This window comes from Achromobacter sp. EB05 (assembly GCF_044232075.1).
Taxonomy (GTDB): Bacteria; Pseudomonadota; Gammaproteobacteria; order Burkholderiales; family Burkholderiaceae_B; genus Achromobacter; species Achromobacter dolens.
On the sequence record NZ_CP155917.1, the window covers coordinates 2,756,962 to 2,776,158 of the forward strand.

Consider the following 19,197-nt stretch of genomic DNA (forward strand, 5'->3'; position numbering starts at 1 on the left):
TGGCGCAAAAAATCGTATGCTGACAAGAACTTGAACGAAATCGGGGCCAGTCATCGATGCGTAATGATTGCGCAGCGATCATGTCGTCATCCCCCCGGTACGCGCATAAATCTCTGCATAACTTACAAGAATCTGATATTTTTCGGATGAGATTCTTGGCCGGTCTTGCAAGAAAACTATTGCGTTTGTTTCTGTCCGCGCCGTTCAATGGCGTAGGTTGACGTCCCCGCGGGGCAACGTGTAGTGCAGCGACGCACCGGGCCAGGGTTCCGTCCGTTTTTCAATCCCCGGTCTGTTTCGTCTCTCGCTGCTGCGCTGGCGGGAGGGGGCCCGGACATTCTCGGAACGCCATGTCGCTGATACTGATCCTCGCTCTGCCGTTCGCCGGCAGCCTGTGCGCCGCGCTGCTGCCTTCCAACGCCCGCAATGCCGAGGCCTGGTTGGCGGGCATCATCGCCCTGGCCTGCGCGGTTTTGGTCGCCAGTCTCTATCCGCAGGTCGCCGGCGGCGGCGTGGTCCGCGTCGACATTCCCTGGGCGCCCGCCCTGGGCCTGCAGTTCACCCTGCGCATGGACGGCTACGCCTGGCTGTTCGCCCTGATCGTCTCCGGCATGGGCGCGCTGGTGGTGCTGTACGCGCGCTACTACATGTCGCCGGAAGACCCGGTGCCGCGCTTCTTCTCCTTCTTCCAGGCCTTCATGGCCGCCATGCTGGGCGTGGTGCTGTCGGGCAACCTGATCCAGTTGGTCATGTTCTGGGAAATGACCAGCCTGGCCTCGTTCATGCTGATTGCGTACTGGCATCACCGCCTGGATGCCCGCCGCGGCGCCCGCATGGCGCTGACGGTGACCGGCGCCGGCGGGCTGTGCCTGCTGGCCGGGGTGCTGATCCTGGGCCACATCGTCGGCAGCTATGACATGGACCGTGTGCTGGCCGCCGGCGACCTGGTGCGCGCCGACCCGTGGTATCCCGCCGTGCTGGTGCTGGTGGCGCTGGGCGCGCTGACCAAGAGCGCCCAGTTTCCGTTCCATTTCTGGCTGCCCAACGCCATGGCCGCGCCCACGCCGGTGTCGGCCTACCTGCACTCGGCGACCATGGTGAAGGCCGGCGTGTTCCTGCTGGCGCGCTTCTGGCCGGTGCTGTCCGGCACCGACGAATGGTTCTGGATCATCGGCGGCGCCGGGCTGATCACGCTGGTGCTGGGCGGCTATGCGGCCATCTTCCAGCAGGACATGAAAGGGGTGCTGGCGTACTCGACCATCAGCCACCTCGGTCTGATCACCTTGCTGCTGGGGCTGAACAGCTCGCTGGCGCTGGTGGCGGCGGTGTTCCACATGGTCAACCACGCCACCTTCAAGGCCTCGCTGTTCATGGCGGCGGGCATTGTCGACCACGAGACCGGCACGCGCGACCTGAGCCGGCTGTCCGGACTGTACAAGGCCATGCCGATCACGGCCACGCTGGCCATGGTGGCGGCGGCCTCGATGGCCGGGGTGCCGCTGCTCAACGGCTTCATCTCCAAGGAAATGTTCTTCGCCGAGACCACCTTCGTCAGCGGCGACATGATCACGAAAGTGGGCCTGCCCCTGGCGGCCACGGTGGCGGGCGCCTTCAGCGTGGCCTATTCGCTGCGCTTCATCCTGCAGGTGTTCTTCGGCCCGCCGGCGACCGACCTGCCGCGCGCGCCGCACGAGCCGCCCGGCTGGATGCTGCTGCCCAGCGGCCTGCTGGTGCTGATGTGCCTGGTGGTGGGCATCCTGCCGGGCCTGACGCTCGGCCCGTTCCTGGCCACCGCCGCGCAGAGCATCCTGGGCGCCGACATGCCCGAATACAGCCTGGCCGTGTGGCACGGCGTCAACCTGCCGCTGGTGATGAGCTTCGTGGCCATGACCGCTGGCGTGATCCTCTACCTGGCGCTGCGCGCGCACCAGCGCGCCAATCCGGGCCGGGTGCCATTCATCTACCGCCTGGACGGCCGCCGTTCGTTCGAGGCGTTGCTGGACGGCTCCAGCGTGGCCGCCGCCTGGCTGCTGCGCTGGCTCGCGTCGTCGCGCCTGCAGGTGCAGATGCTGCTGATCGTGCTGGGCACCTTGTTCGTGGCCTGGCTGCCGCTGCGCGCCGGCGGCTGGCTCGAGGGCACCGGCCGCGCGGCCGAGGTCGATCCGGCCTTCGCCCTGCTGTGGCTGGTGGGTTGCGTCTGCGCGGTGGCCGCGGCCTACCAGGCCAAGTATCACCGCCTGGCGTCGCTGGCGCTGGCCGGCGGCGCCGGCCTGGTGACCTGTCTCACGTTCGTCTGGTTCTCGGCGCCCGACCTGGCGCTGACGCAGTTGTCGGTCGAGGTGGTGACGCTGGTGCTGCTGCTGCTCGGCCTGCGCTGGCTGCCCCGCCGCATCGAGCAGGACGAGGACGAGGGGCTGGGGGCGACCCTGCGCGCCCGCGGCCGCCGCCTGCGCGACCTGCTGATGGCGACCGCCGCCGGCACCGGCATGGCGGCGCTGGCGTACGCGGTGCTGGTGCGGCCGCAGACCGACACGATCTCGTCATATTTCGTCGACCGCGCGCTGCCTGACGGCGGCGGCACCAACGTGGTCAATGTGATCCTGGTGGACTTCCGCGGCTTCGATACCTTTGGCGAAATCACGGTGTTGGGCATCGTGGCGCTGACGGTGTACGCGCTGCTGCGCCGCTTCCGCCCGGCCGCCGAAAGCGCCGACCTGCCGCGCCAGCAGATCGACCAGGACGGGCCGGTGCCGGCCACGCCGGACATCAAGACGATCGTGCCGACCGGCCCGATGATGGTGCCGACGGTGCTGGTGCGGCTGTTGCTGCCGACGGCGGCGCTGATCTCGGTGTATTTCCTGCTGCGCGGCCACAACCAGCCCGGCGGCGGTTTCGTCGGCGGGCTGATCTTCGCCACCGCGGTGATCCTGCAATACATGGTGGGCGGCGTCTACTGGGTCGAATCGCGCAGCCGCCTGAACCCGCAGAACTGGATCGGCATCGGCCTGCTGTTCGCGGGCACGGCGGCGGTGTCGGCCTGGCTCGCCTACAAGCCGTTCCTGGCCGCGCTGGCCTGGGACATCGCCTTGCCGCTGGTGGGACACGTGCACCTGTCCAGCGTGCTGCTGTTCGACCTGGGCGTCTACATGCTGGTGGTCGGATCCACCGTGCTGGTGCTGGTGGCGCTGGCCCACCAATCGCTGCGCGCACAACGCAAGGCAGCCGCCGAAAGCCAGGCGGCCGCCGCACAAACGGGGGAAGCCTGATGGAATTGATTTATGCCGTCGCGATCGGCGTCCTGGCGGGCTCGGGGGTCTGGCTGCTGCTGCGGCCGCGCACCTTCCAGTTCATCATGGGCCTGTCGCTGGTCTCGTATGCGGTCAACCTGTTCATCTTCGGCATGGGCCGCCTGACCTCGGGCCGGCCGCCGGTGGTGGATCCGGCCATGGCCCATGATCCTTCCTGGTATGCCGATCCGCTGCCACAGGCCCTGGTGCTGACGGCCATCGTGATCGGCTTCGCCACCACCGCGCTGTTCCTGGTGGTGCTGCTGGCTTCGCGCGGCTTGACGGGCACCGACCACGTCGATGGACGGGAGTCCCAATCTTGAGTTTCTGGCTGCAACACCTTCCCGTCCTGCCCATCGTCACGCCGCTGCTGGCCGGCGCCGCGATGCTGCTGCTGGGCGACACCCGCCGCTACACGCGCGGCGCCATCGCCATGCTGTCGACCCTGGCCCAACTTGCCGCGGCCATCGCCTTGCTGGCGGTCGCCGGCGGCGCCGTGCCGGACGTCTGGCCGCATGGGGTCGGCGTCTACCTGGTGGGCGACTGGCCCGCGCCGTTCGGCATCGTGCTGGTGGTGGACCGCCTGGCGGCGGTCATGCTGACCCTGACCGCGGTACTGGGCCTGGCCTCGCTGACCTACGCGCTGGCCCGCTGGGACCGGGCCGGGGTGCATTTCCATTCCCTGTTCCAGTTCCTGCTGATGGGCCTGAACGGGGCTTTCCTGACCGGCGACCTGTTCAACCTGTTCGTGTTCTTCGAGGTGCTGCTGGCCGCTTCCTACGGCCTGCTGCTGCACGGCTCGGGCGTGGCGCGCGTCAGCGCCGGCCTGCAGTACATCGCGGTCAATCTGGTGGCCTCGTTCCTGCTGCTGATCAGCATCGCGCTGATCTACGGCGTGAGCGGCACGCTCAACATGGCCGACCTGGCGCTGCGCGCCGGCGACCTGACCGGTTCGGACCGCATGCTGTTCGAGGCCGGCGCCGCCATCCTGGGCGTGGCCTTCCTGGTGAAGGCGGGCGCCTGGCCGCTGAACTTCTGGCTGGTCAAGGGCTATGGCTCGGCCGGCGCGCCGATCGCCGCCATGTTCTCGATCATGACCAAGGTCGGCATCTACGCGCTGCTGCGCATCGGTTCGCTGCTGCTGCCGAGCGGCGCGCCCGCGGCGTTCAGCCTGGACTGGATGTTCGCGGCCGGCCTGGCCACGCTGCTGTTCGGCGGTCTGGGCCTGCTGGCCACGCAGCAGCTCGAGAAGATGGTGGGCTATTGCGTCATCGTCTCGGCCGGCACGCTGCTGACGGCGCTGGGCATGCCCGGCGTGACGCTGACCGGCCCGGCGCTGTTCTACCTGATCAGTTCGGTGCTGACCACGGGCGCGTTCTTCATGCTGGCCGAGCTCATCGAACGCACCCGCAGCTTCGGCGCCAACGTGCTGGCGGTGACGCTGGACGCTTTCGATCTGGACGACCCGACCTCGGTGAATCGTTCGGATGACGTGGTCGGCGTCGCCATTCCGGCGGCCATGGCCTTTCTTGGCCTGGCCTTCATCTGTTGCGCCTTGCTGGTGACCGGGTTGCCGCCGCTGTCGGGCTTCGTGGCCAAGTTTTCGCTGTTGTCGGCGGCGGTTTCGGCGGCCAACGAATCGGCGCCGCCGATGGACGCCTGGATCCTGGTGGCGGCCGTGCTGGTGTCCGGCCTGGCGGGCCTGATCGGCCTGGGCCGCACCGGCATCCGCGTGTTCTGGGCCAGCGACGACCGCAGCACGCCGCGCCTGCGGCTGATCGAAGCGGGGCCGGTGGCGGTTCTGCTGCTGCTGTGCGTGGGCCTGGCGGCGGGCGCGGGCCCGGTGTCGGCCTACCTGGACGACGCCGCGCGTTCGCTGGACCAGCCCAAGAGTTATATCGATGCCGTCATGTCCGCGCAGACGGTGCGCGCCACGCTGGGAGGAAACTGATGCGCCGCCTGTATTTCCTCTTCCTGCCGGTGTTCCTGTTCGTCCTGTGGCTGGTGCTCAATGAGAGCCTGTCGGCCGGCCAGATTGCGCTGGGCGTGGCGTTGGCCCTGTGGTTCACCTGGGCCGCTTCGCGCCTGCGGCCGCTGAAGGCGCGGCCGCGGCGCCTGTGGAAGGCGATTCCGCTGTTCCTGCACGTGACCGTGGACATCATCAAGTCCAACATCGCGGTGGCCAGGCTGATCCTGAATCCGCGGCGCAATGATTTCTCGCCCGGGTTCATCAAGATTCCGCTGACCATGCGCGATCCGCACGGCCTGGCGATGCTGGCCTGCATCGTCACCTACACGCCCGGCACTGTCTGGGTCGAACTGGGCGACGACCACCGCCTCAAGCTGCACGTGCTCGACCTGCAGAACGAGGAAGACTGGGTGCGCCTGGTGCAGGATCGCTACGAACGCCCCTTGATGGAGATCTTCGAATGAACGCCATACTTTACTGGGCGGCGTCCTTTGCCCTGGTGTGCTTCGCGCTGGGCATGGTGTTTGCCGCCATCCGCCTGCTGCGCGGCCCCACCGCGCAGGATCGCGTGCTGGCGCTGGACACGCTCTACATCAACGGCATGCTGACCATGCTGGTGTTCGGCATCCGCTCGGGCACATCGGTCTACTTCGATATCGCGCTGCTGATCGCGCTTTTCGGATTCGTGGGCTCGACAGCCATGGCCCGCTTCCTGCTGCGCGGCGAGGTGATCGAGCCATGATCGAGAACCTGCCCCTGTGGGCCAGCATCCCGGCCAGCGTGCTGCTGGTGCTGGGCGGCCTGCTGGCCCTGACCGGCTCGGCCGGCCTGCTGCGCTTTCGGACCTTCTACGCCCGCATCCATGCGCCGACGCTGGGCAACACGCTGGGTTGCGGCTGCGTGCTGGCGGCGTCGATCCTGGTGTTCTCGGCGCTATCGTCGCGGCCCGTGTTCCATGAGGTGATCATCACGCTGCTGCTGATCGTGTCGTCGCCGGTGACAGCGATGCTGCTGATGCGCGCGGCGGTTTACCGTAACCGTTTGACCAAGGCCGACGCCGATCTGGACGCGAGGTAGCGGGCAGGGCGGCGCCGGATACACGGGGACGTATCGGCGCTTTTTAGGGACGAATTGCGCCGGCGCAAGGAATATTGCGCCGCAGCAGCGGAAACTTCAGCTTACGATTGCACGTTGCTGGACATGTCCCCGTCGTGCCATCGTGGGATAGTTGTATCAAGCAGACGGTGCCGGCCCAGCCAGGCCCGCGCCGTTCGGGTTCAATCCTCTTTCTCCAAGGAGCTGGCCATGAATGTACGTCCCATGCACACCAAACGCCTTGCGGCTTCCCTTTGCGCGGCTGGCCTGATGCTGGCCGCCGGAGCGGCGCAGGCGGCCGACCCGATCGGCCGCGCCGGCATCCAGGCGCAATACGAACAGGATGTGGCGGCTTGCAAGAACGGCAGCACCGGACAGGAGCGCTCCGCCTGCATGCGCGAGGCTGGCGCCGCCCGCCAGGAAGCCATGCGCAAGCAACTGAGCGATGGCACCACCGACCAGCACCAGCAGAACATGCTGGATCGCTGCAACCGCCTGCCCGCCGATTCGCGCCAGGACTGCATCACGCAGATGACCTCGCCGACCCAGGTGCGCGGCAGCGTCCAGGGTGGCGGCGTGCTGCGTGAAACCGTGATCCAGGTGCCGGCCGGCACCGCCGGCACGGTGCCGCCGCCTCCGCCGCCGGCCACCGCGCCCGGCATGGCGCCGGCTCCGGGCATGGCGCCGCCGCCGCCCGCGCCGATGCGCCAGTAACGACGCTGGGCGGGCCAGGGGAGGGCGCGGCGCGTCCTTTCCCCGCGGCCACGGGGCCCGGCCGCCGCCACAATCAGGCAAAATGGCGGCTGTCGCCCTTACTCACGCATATCCATGTCCGACGTCATCGCCCTGATTTTCGACTTCGACGACACGCTGGCCTCGGACAGCACGTCCGGTTTCCTGGACAGCATCGGGGTGGACACGGCGTCCTTCTGGAAAGACCAGGTCGATCCGCTGCTGTCCCACCAGGACTGGGACCCGGTCCCGGCCTATCTCTACCAGATGATCCAGCTCTCGCGCGAGGGCAAGCACGGCCTCATCACGCAGCAGCGGCTGCGCGACTGGGGCGCGCGCCTCGAACTGCACGACGGCGTGGCCACGCTGTTCCAGCGCCTGCGCGCCGCGGTGCGGGCGGCGCAGCCGCAGGTGCAGCTCGAGTTCTACCTGATCTCCAGCGGCATCGGCGACGTGGTGCGCTCCACGCCCATCGCGCACGAGTTCACCGAGATCTGGGCCTCCGAATTCACCTACGGCGCCGACGGCGGCATCGAGTTTCCGCGCCGCATCGTCAGCTTCACCGACAAGACGCGCTACCTGTTCCACATCCAGAAGGGCATCATCGGCCGCGATTTCCGCAACAAGCCGTTCGAGGTCAACCGCAAGGTGCCCGAGGACCGCCTGCGGGTGCCGTTCGACCAGATGGTGTTCGTCGGCGACGGCTACACCGACATCCCGTGCTTCTCGCTGATCCGGCGCGCCGGCGGCTACGCCTTCGGCGTCTGGGATCCGAAGCACCGCGACAAGCGCAGCCGCGCCTGGGGCTTCATCGAGGAAGGCCGGGTGTCGAACCTGAACCAGGCGCGCTACGACGAGAACGCCGAGCTCTACCAGTGGCTGGAAGAGGCCGTGACCAGCCTGGCCGGCCGCATCGCGCTCAAATCGCGGGTGTACCGTGGTTGAGCCGATCGCCATGGCGGCCGTGCCGCCCTGGACCGCGCAGGATGCCGAGTTCATGACGCTGGCGCTGGAACAGGCGCAGGCGGCCTATGACATCGGCGAGGTGCCGGTGGGCGCGCTGGTGGTCTCGGCCCAGGGCGACATCCTGGGGCGCGGCTACAACCGCACCATCATCGACCACGACCCCACCGCGCACGCCGAGATCGTCGCCTTGCGCGGCGCCGCGCGCGCGCTCGAAAACTACCGCCTGCCGGGCATCACCGTGTACGTCACGCTGGAGCCCTGCGTCATGTGCATCGGCGCCATGCTGCACGCGCGCCTGGCGCGGGTGGTGTTCGGCGCCTACGACCCCAAGACCGGCGCCTGCGGCAGCGTGCTGGACGTGGGCTCGGTGCCCAAACTCAATCATCACACTTCAGTCACCGGCGGCGTGCTGGCGGAACCCTGCGGCGAGCTGCTGCGCCGGTTCTTCCGCGAACGCCGCGCCAAGGAATCCATCGCATGAGCAACACCCGAGGCGCCAAGGCGCGCGCCGCCAAGGCGGCCGCCGCCCCGGCGCATGACCACGCCAGCCACGATCACGACCACGAATGCGACGAGGCCTGCGGCCACGATCACAGCCACGACCACGAGCCGGGCCACGTCCACGGCTTCCCGGACGCCCGCGGCATCTACCTGATTTCGCCGTCGTCGGCGGTGCGCGACCCGCAGACCGTCGAAGTGGCGCGCGAGCGCCTGGCCGCGCAGGGCTTCAAGACCGCGCTGGACCGCACCGCGCTGGCCGAGCATCAGCGCTTTGCCGGCACCGACGCGCAGCGCCTGGCCAGCCTGACGCGCGCCGCCAAGCAGAAACTGCCGATCGTCATGGTGACGCGCGGCGGCTATGGCATGGGCCGGCTGCTGCACGCGATCGACTGGAAGGCCATGGCCGACAGCGGCAAGCGCTTCGTCGGCATGAGCGACTTCACCGCGTTCAACCTGGCGCTGCTGGCGCAGACCGGCGCGGTCAGCTACACCGGCGCCACCGCCATCTACGACTTCGGCGGCAAGAAGGTCGACGACCTGACCGAAGCGCTGTTCGGCGAAGTGATGCGCGGCGAGCTGGAAATCCTCAGCTTCGAGACCCAGGACGCCGACCCGGTCGATTGCCGCGGCATCCTGTGGGGCGGCAACCTGGCGATGTTGACCTCGCTGGTGGGCACCCCCTACATGCCCAAGGTGCGCGGCGGCATCCTGTTCCTGGAAGACGTGGCCGAGCATCCGTACCGCATCGAGCGCATGCTGATCCAGTTGTGGCAGGCGGGCATCCTGGGCAAGCAGAAGGCCATCGTGCTGGGCCGCTTCTCGGACTACAAGCTGGCGCCGCACGACAAGGGCTACGACCTGCACGAAGTGGTGGCCTGGCTGCGCAAGACGGTCAAGGTGCCGGTGGTGACCGGCCTGCCGTACGGCCACGTGGCCACCAAGGCGACGCTGCCGATCGGCCAGAAGGTCGGCATCGCCACCGAAAAGGGCCTGGCCCACCTGGTGCTGGACGAACACCACCATTGAGGCCCCGGCCCGCCTGGTTTTTCCGACCGCCCGGCCCGCGCCGGGCGGTTTGCCATCCGGGCTTGGTACACTATCAGGTTTCGCCGCATGCCGGCGTTGTCGCGCCATCCTGGCGCCACATCCATTCTCCCGCTGCTAAAACACTGTGATATCCACCGCCAATCTCACCATCCAGTTCGGTCCCAAGCCCCTTTTCGAGAACGTCAGCGTCAAGTTCGGGGAAGGCAACCGCTACGGGCTGATCGGGGCCAACGGGTCCGGCAAGTCGACGTTCATGAAGATCATCGGCGGCGACCTGGAGTCGTCGGCCGGCAACGTCTCGCTGGAGCCGGGCGTGCGCCTGGGCAAGCTGCGCCAGGACCAGTTCGCTTTCGAGGACCTGCGCGTGCTGGACGTGGTGATGATGGGCCACACCGAGATGTGGGCCGCGATGTCCGAGCGCGACGCGATCTACGCCAATCCGGAAGCGTCGGAAGACGACTACATGCGCGCGGCCGACCTGGAGGCCAAGTTCGCCGAATATGACGGCTACACCGCCGAAGCCCGCGCCGGCGAGCTGCTGCTGGGCCTGGAAATCGCCGTGGACCAGCACAACCTGCCGATGCGCGAAGTGGCGCCGGGCTGGAAGCTGCGCGTGCTGCTGGCGCAGGCGCTGTTCTCGAACCCGGACGTGCTGCTGCTGGACGAACCGACCAACAACCTGGACATCAACACTATCCGCTGGCTGGAAAACGTGCTCAACAGCTACCAGAGCACGATGATCATCATCAGCCACGACCGCCACTTCCTGAACCAGGTCTGCACCCACATGGCCGACCTGGACTATGGCGAGATCCGCATCTACCCGGGCAACTACGACGACTACATGCTGGCCTCGACGCAGGCGCGCGAGCGCCTGGTGGCCAACAACGCCAAGGCCAAGGAACGCGTGGCCGAACTGCAGGACTTCGTGCGCCGCTTCGCCGCCAACAAGTCCAAGTCGCGCCAGGCCACCTCGCGCCTGAAGCAGATCGACCGCATCAAGGCCGAGCAGGTCGTGGTCAAGCCGTCGTCGCGCCAGAACCCGTACATCCGCTTCGAGCAGAACAAGGTCATGCACCGGCTGGCGGTCACGGTCGAGAATCTGTCCAAGTCCTACGACGCGCCCGTGATCCGCAACTTCTCGGCCATGGTCGACGCCGGCGAGAAGATCGCCATCATCGGCGCCAACGGGGTCGGCAAGACCACCTTGCTGCGTCTCTTGGCCACGGACCTGGCGCCCGACGCCGGCACGGTCAAGTGGTCGGATAACGCGGACCTCGGCTACATGGCCCAGGACGTGTCGGATCAGTTTCTGCAGACCGATATCAACCTGCTCGACTGGATGGGCGAGCATCGCCAGCCGGGCGACGACGACCAGTCGATCCGTTCGGTGCTGGGCCGCCTGCTGTTCTCGGCGGACGACCTGCCCAAGGCGCCCAAGGTGCTGTCCGGCGGCGAAAAGAACCGCATGACCTTCGGCCGCCTGATGCTGGGCCGTCACAACGTCATGCTGCTCGACGAGCCGACCAACCACCTGGACATGGAATCGATCGAATCACTGCAGTTCGCGCTGGAAAAGTACGAAGGCACGCTGTTCTTCGTCTCGCACGACCGCGAATTCGTGTCGGGCCTGGCCACCCGCGTGATCGAAATCCTGCCCTCGGGCGAGATCGTCGACTACCGCGGCGGCTACGAAGACTACCTGTCCTCGCGCGGCATCGAAGCCTGACACCCGGGGCCTTGAGCCCCGCGCCCATGCGGCGGGCTGGCGTCCGTTCAGCCTGCCGCAATCCTGCTGGGCTATCATCCGGGTAAACCCTGGCCCGTTGCGCCAGGCTCCACCCCGTTCGACATGTCTCCCACACCGCATACCACGCCCGATGGCCAGCCCATCGGGACGGTCGCCTTGACCGCGCGCATCGTCGCGATCGCCTTTTTCACCTTCATCTGTTATCTCGCCATCGGCCTGCCGCTGGCGGTGTTGCCTGGCTACGTGCATGGCCAGCTCGGCTACGGCTCGGTGCTGGCGGGGCTGGCCATCAGCGTGCAGTACCTGGCGACGCTGCTGAGCCGCTCGCACGCCGGCCGCATGGCCGACACGGTCGGGCCCAAGCAGACCGTGGTCATCGGCATGGCGGCCTGCGCCGCCAGCGGCGTGTTCCTGCTGCTGGCCTATGCCTTTGAACGCAGCGCCTGGCTCAGCCTGGGCGCCATCATCGTCAGCCGGCTGGCGCTGGGCTTTGGCGAAAGCTGGGTCGGCACCGGTTCGGCCACCTGGGCGATTGCCCGGGTCGGTCCGCTGCACACGGCGCGGGTGATCTCCTGGAACGGCATCTGCACCTACGGCGGGCTGGCGCTGGGCGCGCCGCTGGGCGTCTACCTGGAAACCGAATGGAGCATGGGCGCGCTGGGCGGCGCGGTGCTGCTGCTGGGCCTGGCCGGCCTGGGGCTGGCGCTGGCGCGGGCCGCGGTGGCCATCGTCGGCGGGCATCGCATGGCCTTCAAGAGCGTGGTGCTGCGGGTGTTCCCGCACGGCATGGCGCTGGGGCTGGGCTCGGTCGGCTTCGGCACGCTGGCCGCCTTCGTGGCGCTGTACTACGCCAGCTTCTCATGGGAGGGCGCGGCGCACGCGCTCAGCGCGTTCGGCTGTGCCTTCATCGGGGTGCGCCTGCTGTTCGCCGGCACCATCACGCGCTTTGGCGGCTTCAAGGTGGCGCAGGTGTCGTTCCTGGTGGAAGCGGCGGGCCTGGCGCTGCTGTGGCTGGCGCCCAATCCCGGCGCCGCGCTGGTGGGCGCGGCCCTGACCGGCTGCGGCTTCGCGCTGGTGTTCCCGGCCATCGGCGTCGAGGCCGTGGCGCGCGTGCCGGCCGGCAGCCGCGGCGCGGCGTTGGGGGCCTATTCGGCCTTCCTGGACCTGGCGCTGGGCGCCACCGGCCCGGTGGCGGGCTATATCTCGGGCGGCTTCGGCTATCCGGCGATCTTCCTGTCGGCGGCGGTGGCGGTGCTGCTCGGCTTCCTGATCGCATTCGGACTGCAGCGCCACGCCAGCCGCGCGCAGGCGGCGGCCTGAGGTACTTTGTTCATAACCAAAAGTCTTAAGAACATGCGATATTGATCGTTTGGATTCATATAACGAATTGTTAGATTAGGCCCGTTCCCCACGCGCGCCACGATTCGTTCCATGAACCTGACTTTCGACCACGTCCACAAGCACTTCGGCGACCTGCCGGTCGTCGACGGCTTCACCAGCGAATTCAAGACCGGCGAGCTGGGCGCGCTGGTCGGCCCGTCCGGCTGCGGCAAGTCGACCCTGCTGCACCTGGCCGCCGGCCTGGAGAAGCCGACGCAAGGGCAGGTGCTGGCCGACGGCAAGGCCGTGACCGGCCCGCATCCCAGCCGCACGCTGGTGTTCCAGGAACATGCGCTGTATCCGTGGCTGACGCTGGAAGACAACGTGGCGCTGGCGCTGGAATTCCAGAAGACCCCGAAGAAGCGCGCCCGCGAGGCGGCGCGCGAATGGCTGGCGCGTGTCAGCCTGGCCGGCTTCGAGCACTATTACCCGCACCAGGTGTCCGGCGGCATGCGCCAGCGCGCGGCATTGGCCCGCGCCTTCATCGCTCAGCCGCAGACCATGCTGATGGACGAACCCTTCGGCGCGCTCGACGCGCTGACGCGCCTGGCGCTGCAGGACGTGCTGCGCCAGTTGATCGCGCAGGAAAAACCCACCGTGCTGCTGGTGACCCACGACGTCGACGAGGCGCTGTTCCTGGCCGACCGCATCGTGGTGTTCAGCCCGCGTCCGGCGCGCGTGCTGCGCGAATTCAACCTGGCGCACCGCGCCAAGAGCCACGACCTGTCCGACCTGGCCGCCGAGAAGCGCGAGATCCTGCGCCTGCTGGGCATCGCGGTCGACGGCGCGGCGGCGCATTCCGATCTGGCGTTGGCCGCCTGATCTCCTTCGATTTTCCGGTTCACGGGCGGCGCCACCAGGCGTCGGCCATCCTCGATTCCCTGGAGCCTTTCCCATGAAATTCAAGCAATGGCTGTCCCTGCCGCTGGCCGCGGCGCTCCTGGCCGCGGCGCCCGCCATGGCCGTCGAGAAATTCCGCGTCGGCTACCTGCGCGTGATGGACGACGCGCAGGCCATCGTGGCGCAGGAGGGCGGCTACTACCAGAAGGCCGGCCTGGATTCCGAGCTGATCGAGTTCAAGTCGGGCACCGACCTGATCAAGGCCATCGTCGGCGGCCAGTTGGACATCGGCGTGCTGGGCTTCACCAACGCCGTGGCCTGGGCCTCCAAGGGCGCGGACCTGAAAGTGGTGGGCGGCGCGCAGCAGGGCTACCACTCGCTGATCGTGCGCGACGATTCGGGCATCAAGGACATTGCCGGCCTGAAGGGCAAGACGCTGGCCTCGCAGGCCGAAGGCAGCACCGCCGACGTGGTGCTCAAGGGCGTGGTGCTCAAGCAGGGCAACCTGGGCGCGGACGACGTCAACGTGATGGGCGTGAGCCCGGCGGTGGCGGTGCAGTCGCTGGTGGGCAAGCGCGTCGACGCGGCCTTTCTGTTCGAACCCTACGACCGCATCGCGCAACTGGTGGCGCCGGTCAAGCAGATCTACGAAGTGGGCCAGGCCTGGCCGTTCCCGTGCATGGTGGTGATCACCTCGGGCGAGACGCTGGCCAAGCGCAAGGACGACGTCTGGAAGGCATTGGACGCGCAGAACCAGGCCATCGCGCTGCTGCAGAAGGAGCCGGCGCAGGCCTCCAAGCTGATCGCCTCGTACTTCATCGCCGAGCCCACGCTCAAGACCCTGAACCGTGGCGAGTTGCCGCGCGAGACGGTGATCGCCGAGGCCATCAGCACGCAGGTGTTCACGCCCAAGCTGACCGAGAAGGACACCAAGCGCATGCAGGAGATCGCCGACATCCTGCAGGCCCAGGGTTCGCTCAAGACGCGCGACGGCAAGCCGTATGACGTCTCCAGCATCGTCGACCTGTCCTGGCAAGAGGCTCGCAAGCTTTGAGCGCATCGACCCGTGTGACCGGCGCCCGCAAGCATCTGGCGGGCGTGCTGGGCGTCCTGTTCATCCTGGCGCTGTGGCAGGCGGCGGCGTTCGCCTTGCCCGATTTCCTGATGCCGGGCGTGCCGGCGGTGCTCGAACGCCTGTTCGAAGACCTCGGCAAGCAATCGTTCCACCAGAGCCTGATGGGCACGCTGGGCCGGCTGGGCGCGGGCTACGGCCTGGCGCTGGCGGCGGGCATCGGTTTCGGCCTGGTGGCGGCGGTGCTGTTCTTCTTTCGCGAAGTGCTGCGCAGCGCCATCGTCATCCTGCAGTCGATCCCGTCGATCGCCTGGGTGCCGCTGTTCCTGATCGTGATGGGTTTCGGCAGCACGCCGATCATCGTGGTGGTGGCGCTGTCGGCGTTCTTCCCGGCGGCCCTGAGCGTGATGAACGCCACCGAGTCGGTGCAGCGCGTGCACGTGTCGGCCGCCCGCGTCATGGGCGCCACGCCCTGGGGCCTGGTCAAGCGCGTGTACCTGCCGGCCGTCATGCCCGAGCTGATCACCGGCGCCCAACTGGCGTTCGGCAACGCGTGGCGCGCGCTGATATCGGCCGAGATGCTGATCGGCTTCGGCAAGGGCCTGGGCCGCTCGCTGGCCTATTCGGGCGAAATCGCCGACATGACCGGCGTCATGACCAACATTCTGGTCATCGCGGTGCTGGCCGCGCTGATCGACCAGTTCGTGCTCGAGAACCTCAAGCACCGGCTGCTGCGCTACCAGTACGTGTGAGACCCATGATGCGGCGCGGTCTGCGTTTCGTGGCCTGCCTGTTGGCCTTGCTGTCCGCCACCAGCGGCGCGGCGCCGCCCGACGGCCTGGCGGCCGCGCGCCAGCGTGGCGAACTGGTGGTGGGCGTGCCGTACCTGGCGCCCGCGCCGGCGGCCGGCGCCAAGATCCGCACGCCCGAAGGCCTGGATGTCGCCATGGCCGAGAAGCTGGCCCAGGACCTGGGCTTGCCGTTCAGCCTGCGGCAGGTGGCGGCGGCCGACGCGGCCCGGCTGCTGGCCGCGGGGGAAGTCGACGTGGTGCTGGCCGATCGCGTGTCGCCGGCCCAGGCGCTGCCCGGCGATCTGGCGGCGGTGGCCACCGGCTACGCCGCGCGTCCCAAGGCCGTGATCCGCAGCGATACCCGCATGCGCCATGGCAGCGATGCCCGCGGCCGCAGCGTCTGCATGGCCGAAGCCGCCGTCGGCGCGCAGGCGCTGGCCCGCAGTTGGGGCGCGGTGGTGCGCACCTACCGCGTGCCGTCGGACGCACTGGTGGCGGTGCGCGAGGGCAGTTGCGACATCGGCCTGATCGATGACGCGGCGTGGGAGCCGCTGATGCGTTTCCCCGAATGGAAGAAGTTCTCGGCCACGCTCGGCGCCGAGGGGGCCCGCCAGGAGCGCGTGTGGCTGCTGCCGGCGGCCAACACGGCCACGCAGGCCTGGCTCGATGCGCGGATGCGCGAATGGGCGCGGGCCGGCGCCTGGAAGGCCCTGCCCGCCAAGTGGGCGCGCGACGTGGCCTTCGACGTCTACCTGGACCAGGAAGTCGCCGACTGCCACGGCTGAGGCCCGCGCGCCGGATCCGTCCGCCCTGGCCGTGCCAGCGCGGCGTGGGTCGCGCCCTTACAATGCCGGGCTATGACCACCACCTTGACCGCCGTCTGCTCGCACGAGGAAGACATCAAGAAAAGCCGCTTCGTCGCGCACGCCGCGCCCGTGTCCAGCATCGACGAGGCCATGGCGTTCTTCGCCGCGCACAGCGACCCTGAGGCCACCCACAATTGCTGGGCCTACCGCATCGGCCAGGAATACCGCTTCAATGACGATGGCGAGCCCGGCGGAACGGCCGGACGCCCGATCCTGCAGGCGATCGAAGGGCAGGGCATGGACCGCGTGGCGGTGCTGGTGGTGCGCTGGTTCGGCGGCGTCAAGCTGGGCGCCGGCGGGGTGGTGCGGGCCTACGGCGGTTGCGCCGCCAACTGCCTGCGCAACGGCCCGCGCGCCGAGATCGTGGACCTGGCCACGGTGGCGTGCGCCTGCGGCTTCGCCGAGCTGCCGCTCTTGAAGTCGCGGCTGGCGCAGGCCGGCGCGGTGATCGTGCAGGAGGATTTCGGCGCCGACGGCGTGGCGTTGCGCTTCCAGGTGCCGCGCGGCGCCGTGGCCGACCTGGAGATGACGGCGGCCAACATCACGCGCGGCCGGTCGGCCTGGGAACAACTGGCGTAAAACGCACAAGGGCCCCGAAGGGCCCTTGTCCATCACGCGTCCTGGCTGTCCTGGGCCGCGGCGATTTCCTGGTGGACCTTTTCCATGTCCACTTCCTTGATCTTGGCAAGCAGCTCGTTGAGCTGGCCGCCCGACAGGGCGCCCGGCTGCGAGAACAGCAGGACTTTTTCGCGGAACACCATCAGCGTGGGGATCGAGCGGATGCCCAGCGCGCCGGCCAGTTCCTGTTCGACGTCGGTGTTGACCTTGGCAAAGGTGACGTCGGGATGCTCGTTGGCGGCCTGCTCGAAAACCGGCGCGAAGCCGCGGCAGGGGCCACACCAGGGAGCCCAGAAGTCCACGATCAGGGTGCCGTCCGGCGTGATGGCTTCCTGGAAGCTGTCTTTGGTGAGTTCAACAATACTCATTTTGGATCCTTGCCGCGGGCGCGGCGCAAAGTGTCGGTATCGGCGGCGCGGGGGCGGTCAGGCTCGCACCGGAGGTGGCGACGCGGTATTGCCAGTCCATAGTAGAGCGGGGACCGGCCGGGTCGCAATGGTTGGCGCCATGGTGAGCGCAGTCTGCGGCTGGGCAAGGCTGGCGGCGCGCGGCCGCCGGCCTCAGGCCGCGGTTGTCGTGGGCACGCCTTCGCCCTGTTTGAGGGCCGCAACGATCTCGAAGGAACGCAGGCGGTCGGCAATATCGTAAAAATCCGACACGATCATGACTTCGTCGGCTTCCGTCTCGGCCACCAGGGCCTCCAGGCGGCGCTTGACGGTCTCGGGGCCGCCAACGATCGCGGCGCCCAGTCTTTGATTGACCGCCTCGCGCTCCCATTCGTTCCACAGCCCGTCCATGCTATCGACCGGGGGCTGCAGTTGCAGGCGGTTGCCGCGCACCAGCGACAGGAACTTGAGCTGCTGCGTGGTGGACAGGCGCTGCGCCTCTTCATCGGTGGGGGCGGCCACGACCGGCACCCCGATCATGGCGTAGGGACGGGACAGGGTCTCGGACGGCTTGAACAGGTGACGGTACAGGCGCATGGCCGCCATGCCTTCCGGCGAGAAGTGGCCGGCGAAGGAGAACGGCAGGCCCAGTTCGGCCGCCAGCCGCGCGCTGAAATCGCTCGAACCCAGCAGCCAGATGGGGATGTCCAGGCCTTCGCCGGGAATCGCGCGCACCGGCTGGCCGGGACGCGAGGGCGCGAGAAACCCGCGCAGTTCCTCGACCAGCGCCGGGAATTCGAGGCCGCTGCGCGGGCCGCGGCGCAGCGCGTGCTGGGTGGCGCCATCGCTGCCGGGCGCGCGGCCCAGGCCCAGGTCGATGCGGCCGGGGTAAAGCGTTTCGAGAGTGCCGAACTGCTCGGCGATGATCAGCGGCGCATGGTTCGGCAGCATCACGCCGCCCGAGCCGACGCGCAGGGTCGAGGTGTGCCCGGCGATGTGGCCGATCAGCACCGCCGTGGCGCTGCTGGCCACGCCGTTGATGTTGTGGTGCTCGGCCAGCCAGAAGCGCTTGTAGCCCAGGCGCTCGACATGCTGCGCCACCGCCACGCTGTTGCGGAACGCGTCGGCGGCGTCGCGGCCTTGCACGATCGGCGCCAGGTCCAGCACCGAGAAGGGGATGCGGGCGAGGGTGCTCATACGCGGGGCTCGCGGTGGCGGCGGGGACAGGAATGCGGGTGGGGGTGGGACAAGGTCGGCTCCATGGTCTTATATACATGGGGAGTGTATCGGCGAATTCAACCGCTCCCGCCAGCAACCATGCGGGCCGGCGGGTTGATAGCCGGGCTCAATGGCGACGATTCGCCGGACGGCCCGGCACCCTGGCGGTGGTACCGGTATGGTGGTCATTTCGACTCCGCAAGCATTGTTCCCATGGCCCCAGTCCCGCCCCAAGACATGGCCCCGCGAATCGGGGATGATGCGGTTTTCTTCAATATCCTCGGGAGACACGCATGGGCGCCACCGGCAACAACCACCAGATCGACAACATCGAATTCAACGTCGCGGACATCGCGCGCAGCAAGCGCTTCTACGGCGAGGCCTTCGGCTGGTCGTTCACCGACTACGGGCCAACCTACACGGAATTCACCGATGGCCGGCTGAAGGGCGGCCTCACCACCGGCGAGCCGGTGCGCCCGGGCGGGCCGCTGGTGATCCTGTACGCCGACGACCTGGGCGAGGCGCAGCGCCGCGTGACGGCGGCGGGCGGCCGCGTCAGCCGCGAGGCCTTCGATTTCCCCGGCGGCCGCCGTTTCCACTTCACCGACCTGGATGGTTATGAGCTGGCGGTCTGGACAGCCACGGCCTGATGGCTGGCACGAGCGCCGGCAATGAAAAA

General features: G+C 68.3%; 20 protein-coding genes. 18 read left to right on the forward strand and 2 right to left on the reverse strand.

Features of this window, described 5'->3' with window-relative positions; all coding sequences use genetic code 11:
* Window positions 1–350 precede the first annotated feature (350 nt).
* From AAID08_RS12725 to AAID08_RS12805, 17 genes are all read left to right on the forward strand, one after another.
* Entirely contained in the window at window positions 351–3,266 is a 2,916-nt protein-coding gene (locus tag AAID08_RS12725) for a monovalent cation/H+ antiporter subunit A (protein ID WP_054502695.1), read from the forward strand.
* Window positions 3,266–3,610: a Na+/H+ antiporter subunit C gene (locus AAID08_RS12730; RefSeq protein WP_006227452.1), complete on the forward strand. Its 345-nt coding sequence runs from the start codon at window positions 3,266–3,268 to the stop codon at window positions 3,608–3,610. The genes AAID08_RS12725 and AAID08_RS12730 overlap by 1 nt, the downstream gene beginning before the upstream one ends.
* A complete protein-coding gene (locus AAID08_RS12735; RefSeq protein WP_175188725.1) occupies window positions 3,607–5,238 on the forward strand; it encodes a monovalent cation/H+ antiporter subunit D in 1,632 nt (543 codons plus the stop codon). Before AAID08_RS12730 ends, AAID08_RS12735 begins: the two co-directional genes overlap by 4 nt.
* Complete coding sequence (locus AAID08_RS12740) at window positions 5,238–5,720, forward strand: Na+/H+ antiporter subunit E (protein ID WP_054502693.1); 483 nt, start codon at window positions 5,238–5,240, stop codon at window positions 5,718–5,720. The genes AAID08_RS12735 and AAID08_RS12740 overlap by 1 nt, the downstream gene beginning before the upstream one ends.
* Complete coding sequence (locus AAID08_RS12745) at window positions 5,717–5,998, forward strand: K+/H+ antiporter subunit F (RefSeq protein ID WP_006394683.1); 282 nt, start codon at window positions 5,717–5,719, stop codon at window positions 5,996–5,998. The genes AAID08_RS12740 and AAID08_RS12745 overlap by 4 nt, the downstream gene beginning before the upstream one ends.
* Window positions 5,995–6,333, forward strand: coding sequence for a monovalent cation/H(+) antiporter subunit G (gene mnhG, locus AAID08_RS12750; protein WP_054502692.1), 339 nt, complete (start codon window positions 5,995–5,997; stop codon window positions 6,331–6,333). The genes AAID08_RS12745 and mnhG overlap by 4 nt, the downstream gene beginning before the upstream one ends.
* Before the next feature lie 228 nt (window positions 6,334–6,561).
* The gene (locus tag AAID08_RS12755) at window positions 6,562–7,065 is read left to right on the forward strand and encodes a hypothetical protein (protein WP_372413505.1); all 504 of its coding nucleotides are present in this window, start codon (window positions 6,562–6,564) and stop codon (window positions 7,063–7,065) included.
* 114 nt (window positions 7,066–7,179) lie between these two features.
* A complete protein-coding gene (locus AAID08_RS12760) occupies window positions 7,180–8,028 on the forward strand; it encodes an HAD family hydrolase (RefSeq protein ID WP_054502690.1) in 849 nt (282 codons plus the stop codon).
* 10 nt (window positions 8,029–8,038) lie between these two features.
* Window positions 8,039–8,530, forward strand: a complete 492-nt coding sequence (gene tadA, locus AAID08_RS12765) for a tRNA adenosine(34) deaminase TadA (protein ID WP_064527664.1) — start codon at window positions 8,039–8,041, stop codon at window positions 8,528–8,530.
* Window positions 8,527–9,576, forward strand: a complete 1,050-nt coding sequence (locus AAID08_RS12770) for an LD-carboxypeptidase (RefSeq protein ID WP_116793049.1) — start codon at window positions 8,527–8,529, stop codon at window positions 9,574–9,576. The genes tadA and AAID08_RS12770 overlap by 4 nt, the downstream gene beginning before the upstream one ends.
* 145 nt (window positions 9,577–9,721) lie before the next feature.
* The gene (locus AAID08_RS12775) at window positions 9,722–11,326 is read left to right on the forward strand and encodes an ABC-F family ATPase (protein ID WP_054502686.1); all 1,605 of its coding nucleotides are present in this window, start codon (window positions 9,722–9,724) and stop codon (window positions 11,324–11,326) included.
* A 123-nt stretch (window positions 11,327–11,449) separates the two neighbouring features.
* Window positions 11,450–12,667, forward strand: a complete 1,218-nt coding sequence (locus AAID08_RS12780) for an MFS transporter (protein ID WP_054502685.1) — start codon at window positions 11,450–11,452, stop codon at window positions 12,665–12,667.
* Window positions 12,668–12,778: 111 nt separating this feature from the next.
* Window positions 12,779–13,549 carry an ABC transporter ATP-binding protein gene (locus AAID08_RS12785; RefSeq protein ID WP_395757708.1) on the forward strand — a complete coding sequence of 257 codons (771 nt, stop codon included), beginning with the start codon at window positions 12,779–12,781 and terminating at the stop codon, window positions 13,547–13,549.
* A 73-nt stretch (window positions 13,550–13,622) separates the two neighbouring features.
* Window positions 13,623–14,621 carry an ABC transporter substrate-binding protein gene (locus AAID08_RS12790; protein WP_395757709.1) on the forward strand — a complete coding sequence of 333 codons (999 nt, stop codon included), beginning with the start codon at window positions 13,623–13,625 and terminating at the stop codon, window positions 14,619–14,621.
* A complete protein-coding gene (locus AAID08_RS12795) occupies window positions 14,618–15,391 on the forward strand; it encodes an ABC transporter permease (protein ID WP_049073452.1) in 774 nt (257 codons plus the stop codon). The genes AAID08_RS12790 and AAID08_RS12795 overlap by 4 nt, the downstream gene beginning before the upstream one ends.
* Before the next feature lie 5 nt (window positions 15,392–15,396).
* Window positions 15,397–16,215: a transporter substrate-binding domain-containing protein gene (locus AAID08_RS12800; protein ID WP_395757710.1), complete on the forward strand. Its 819-nt coding sequence runs from the start codon at window positions 15,397–15,399 to the stop codon at window positions 16,213–16,215.
* Between the two features lie 72 nt (window positions 16,216–16,287).
* Entirely contained in the window at window positions 16,288–16,875 is a 588-nt protein-coding gene (locus tag AAID08_RS12805) for an IMPACT family protein (RefSeq protein ID WP_395757711.1), read from the forward strand.
* 32 nt (window positions 16,876–16,907) lie between these two features.
* Here AAID08_RS12805 and AAID08_RS12810 read toward each other — a convergent pair whose 3' ends face one another.
* Complete coding sequence (locus tag AAID08_RS12810; RefSeq protein ID WP_049073455.1) at window positions 16,908–17,282, reverse strand: co-chaperone YbbN; 375 nt, start codon at window positions 17,280–17,282, stop codon at window positions 16,908–16,910.
* A 192-nt stretch (window positions 17,283–17,474) separates the two neighbouring features.
* Complete coding sequence (locus AAID08_RS12815; protein WP_054502681.1) at window positions 17,475–18,497, reverse strand: LLM class flavin-dependent oxidoreductase; 1,023 nt, start codon at window positions 18,495–18,497, stop codon at window positions 17,475–17,477.
* A gap of 314 nt (window positions 18,498–18,811) precedes the next feature.
* Here AAID08_RS12815 and AAID08_RS12820 point away from each other — a divergent pair, with 314 nt between their 5' ends.
* Entirely contained in the window at window positions 18,812–19,168 is a 357-nt protein-coding gene (locus AAID08_RS12820) for a VOC family protein (protein WP_336236085.1), read from the forward strand.
* Window positions 19,169–19,197 lie beyond the last annotated feature (29 nt).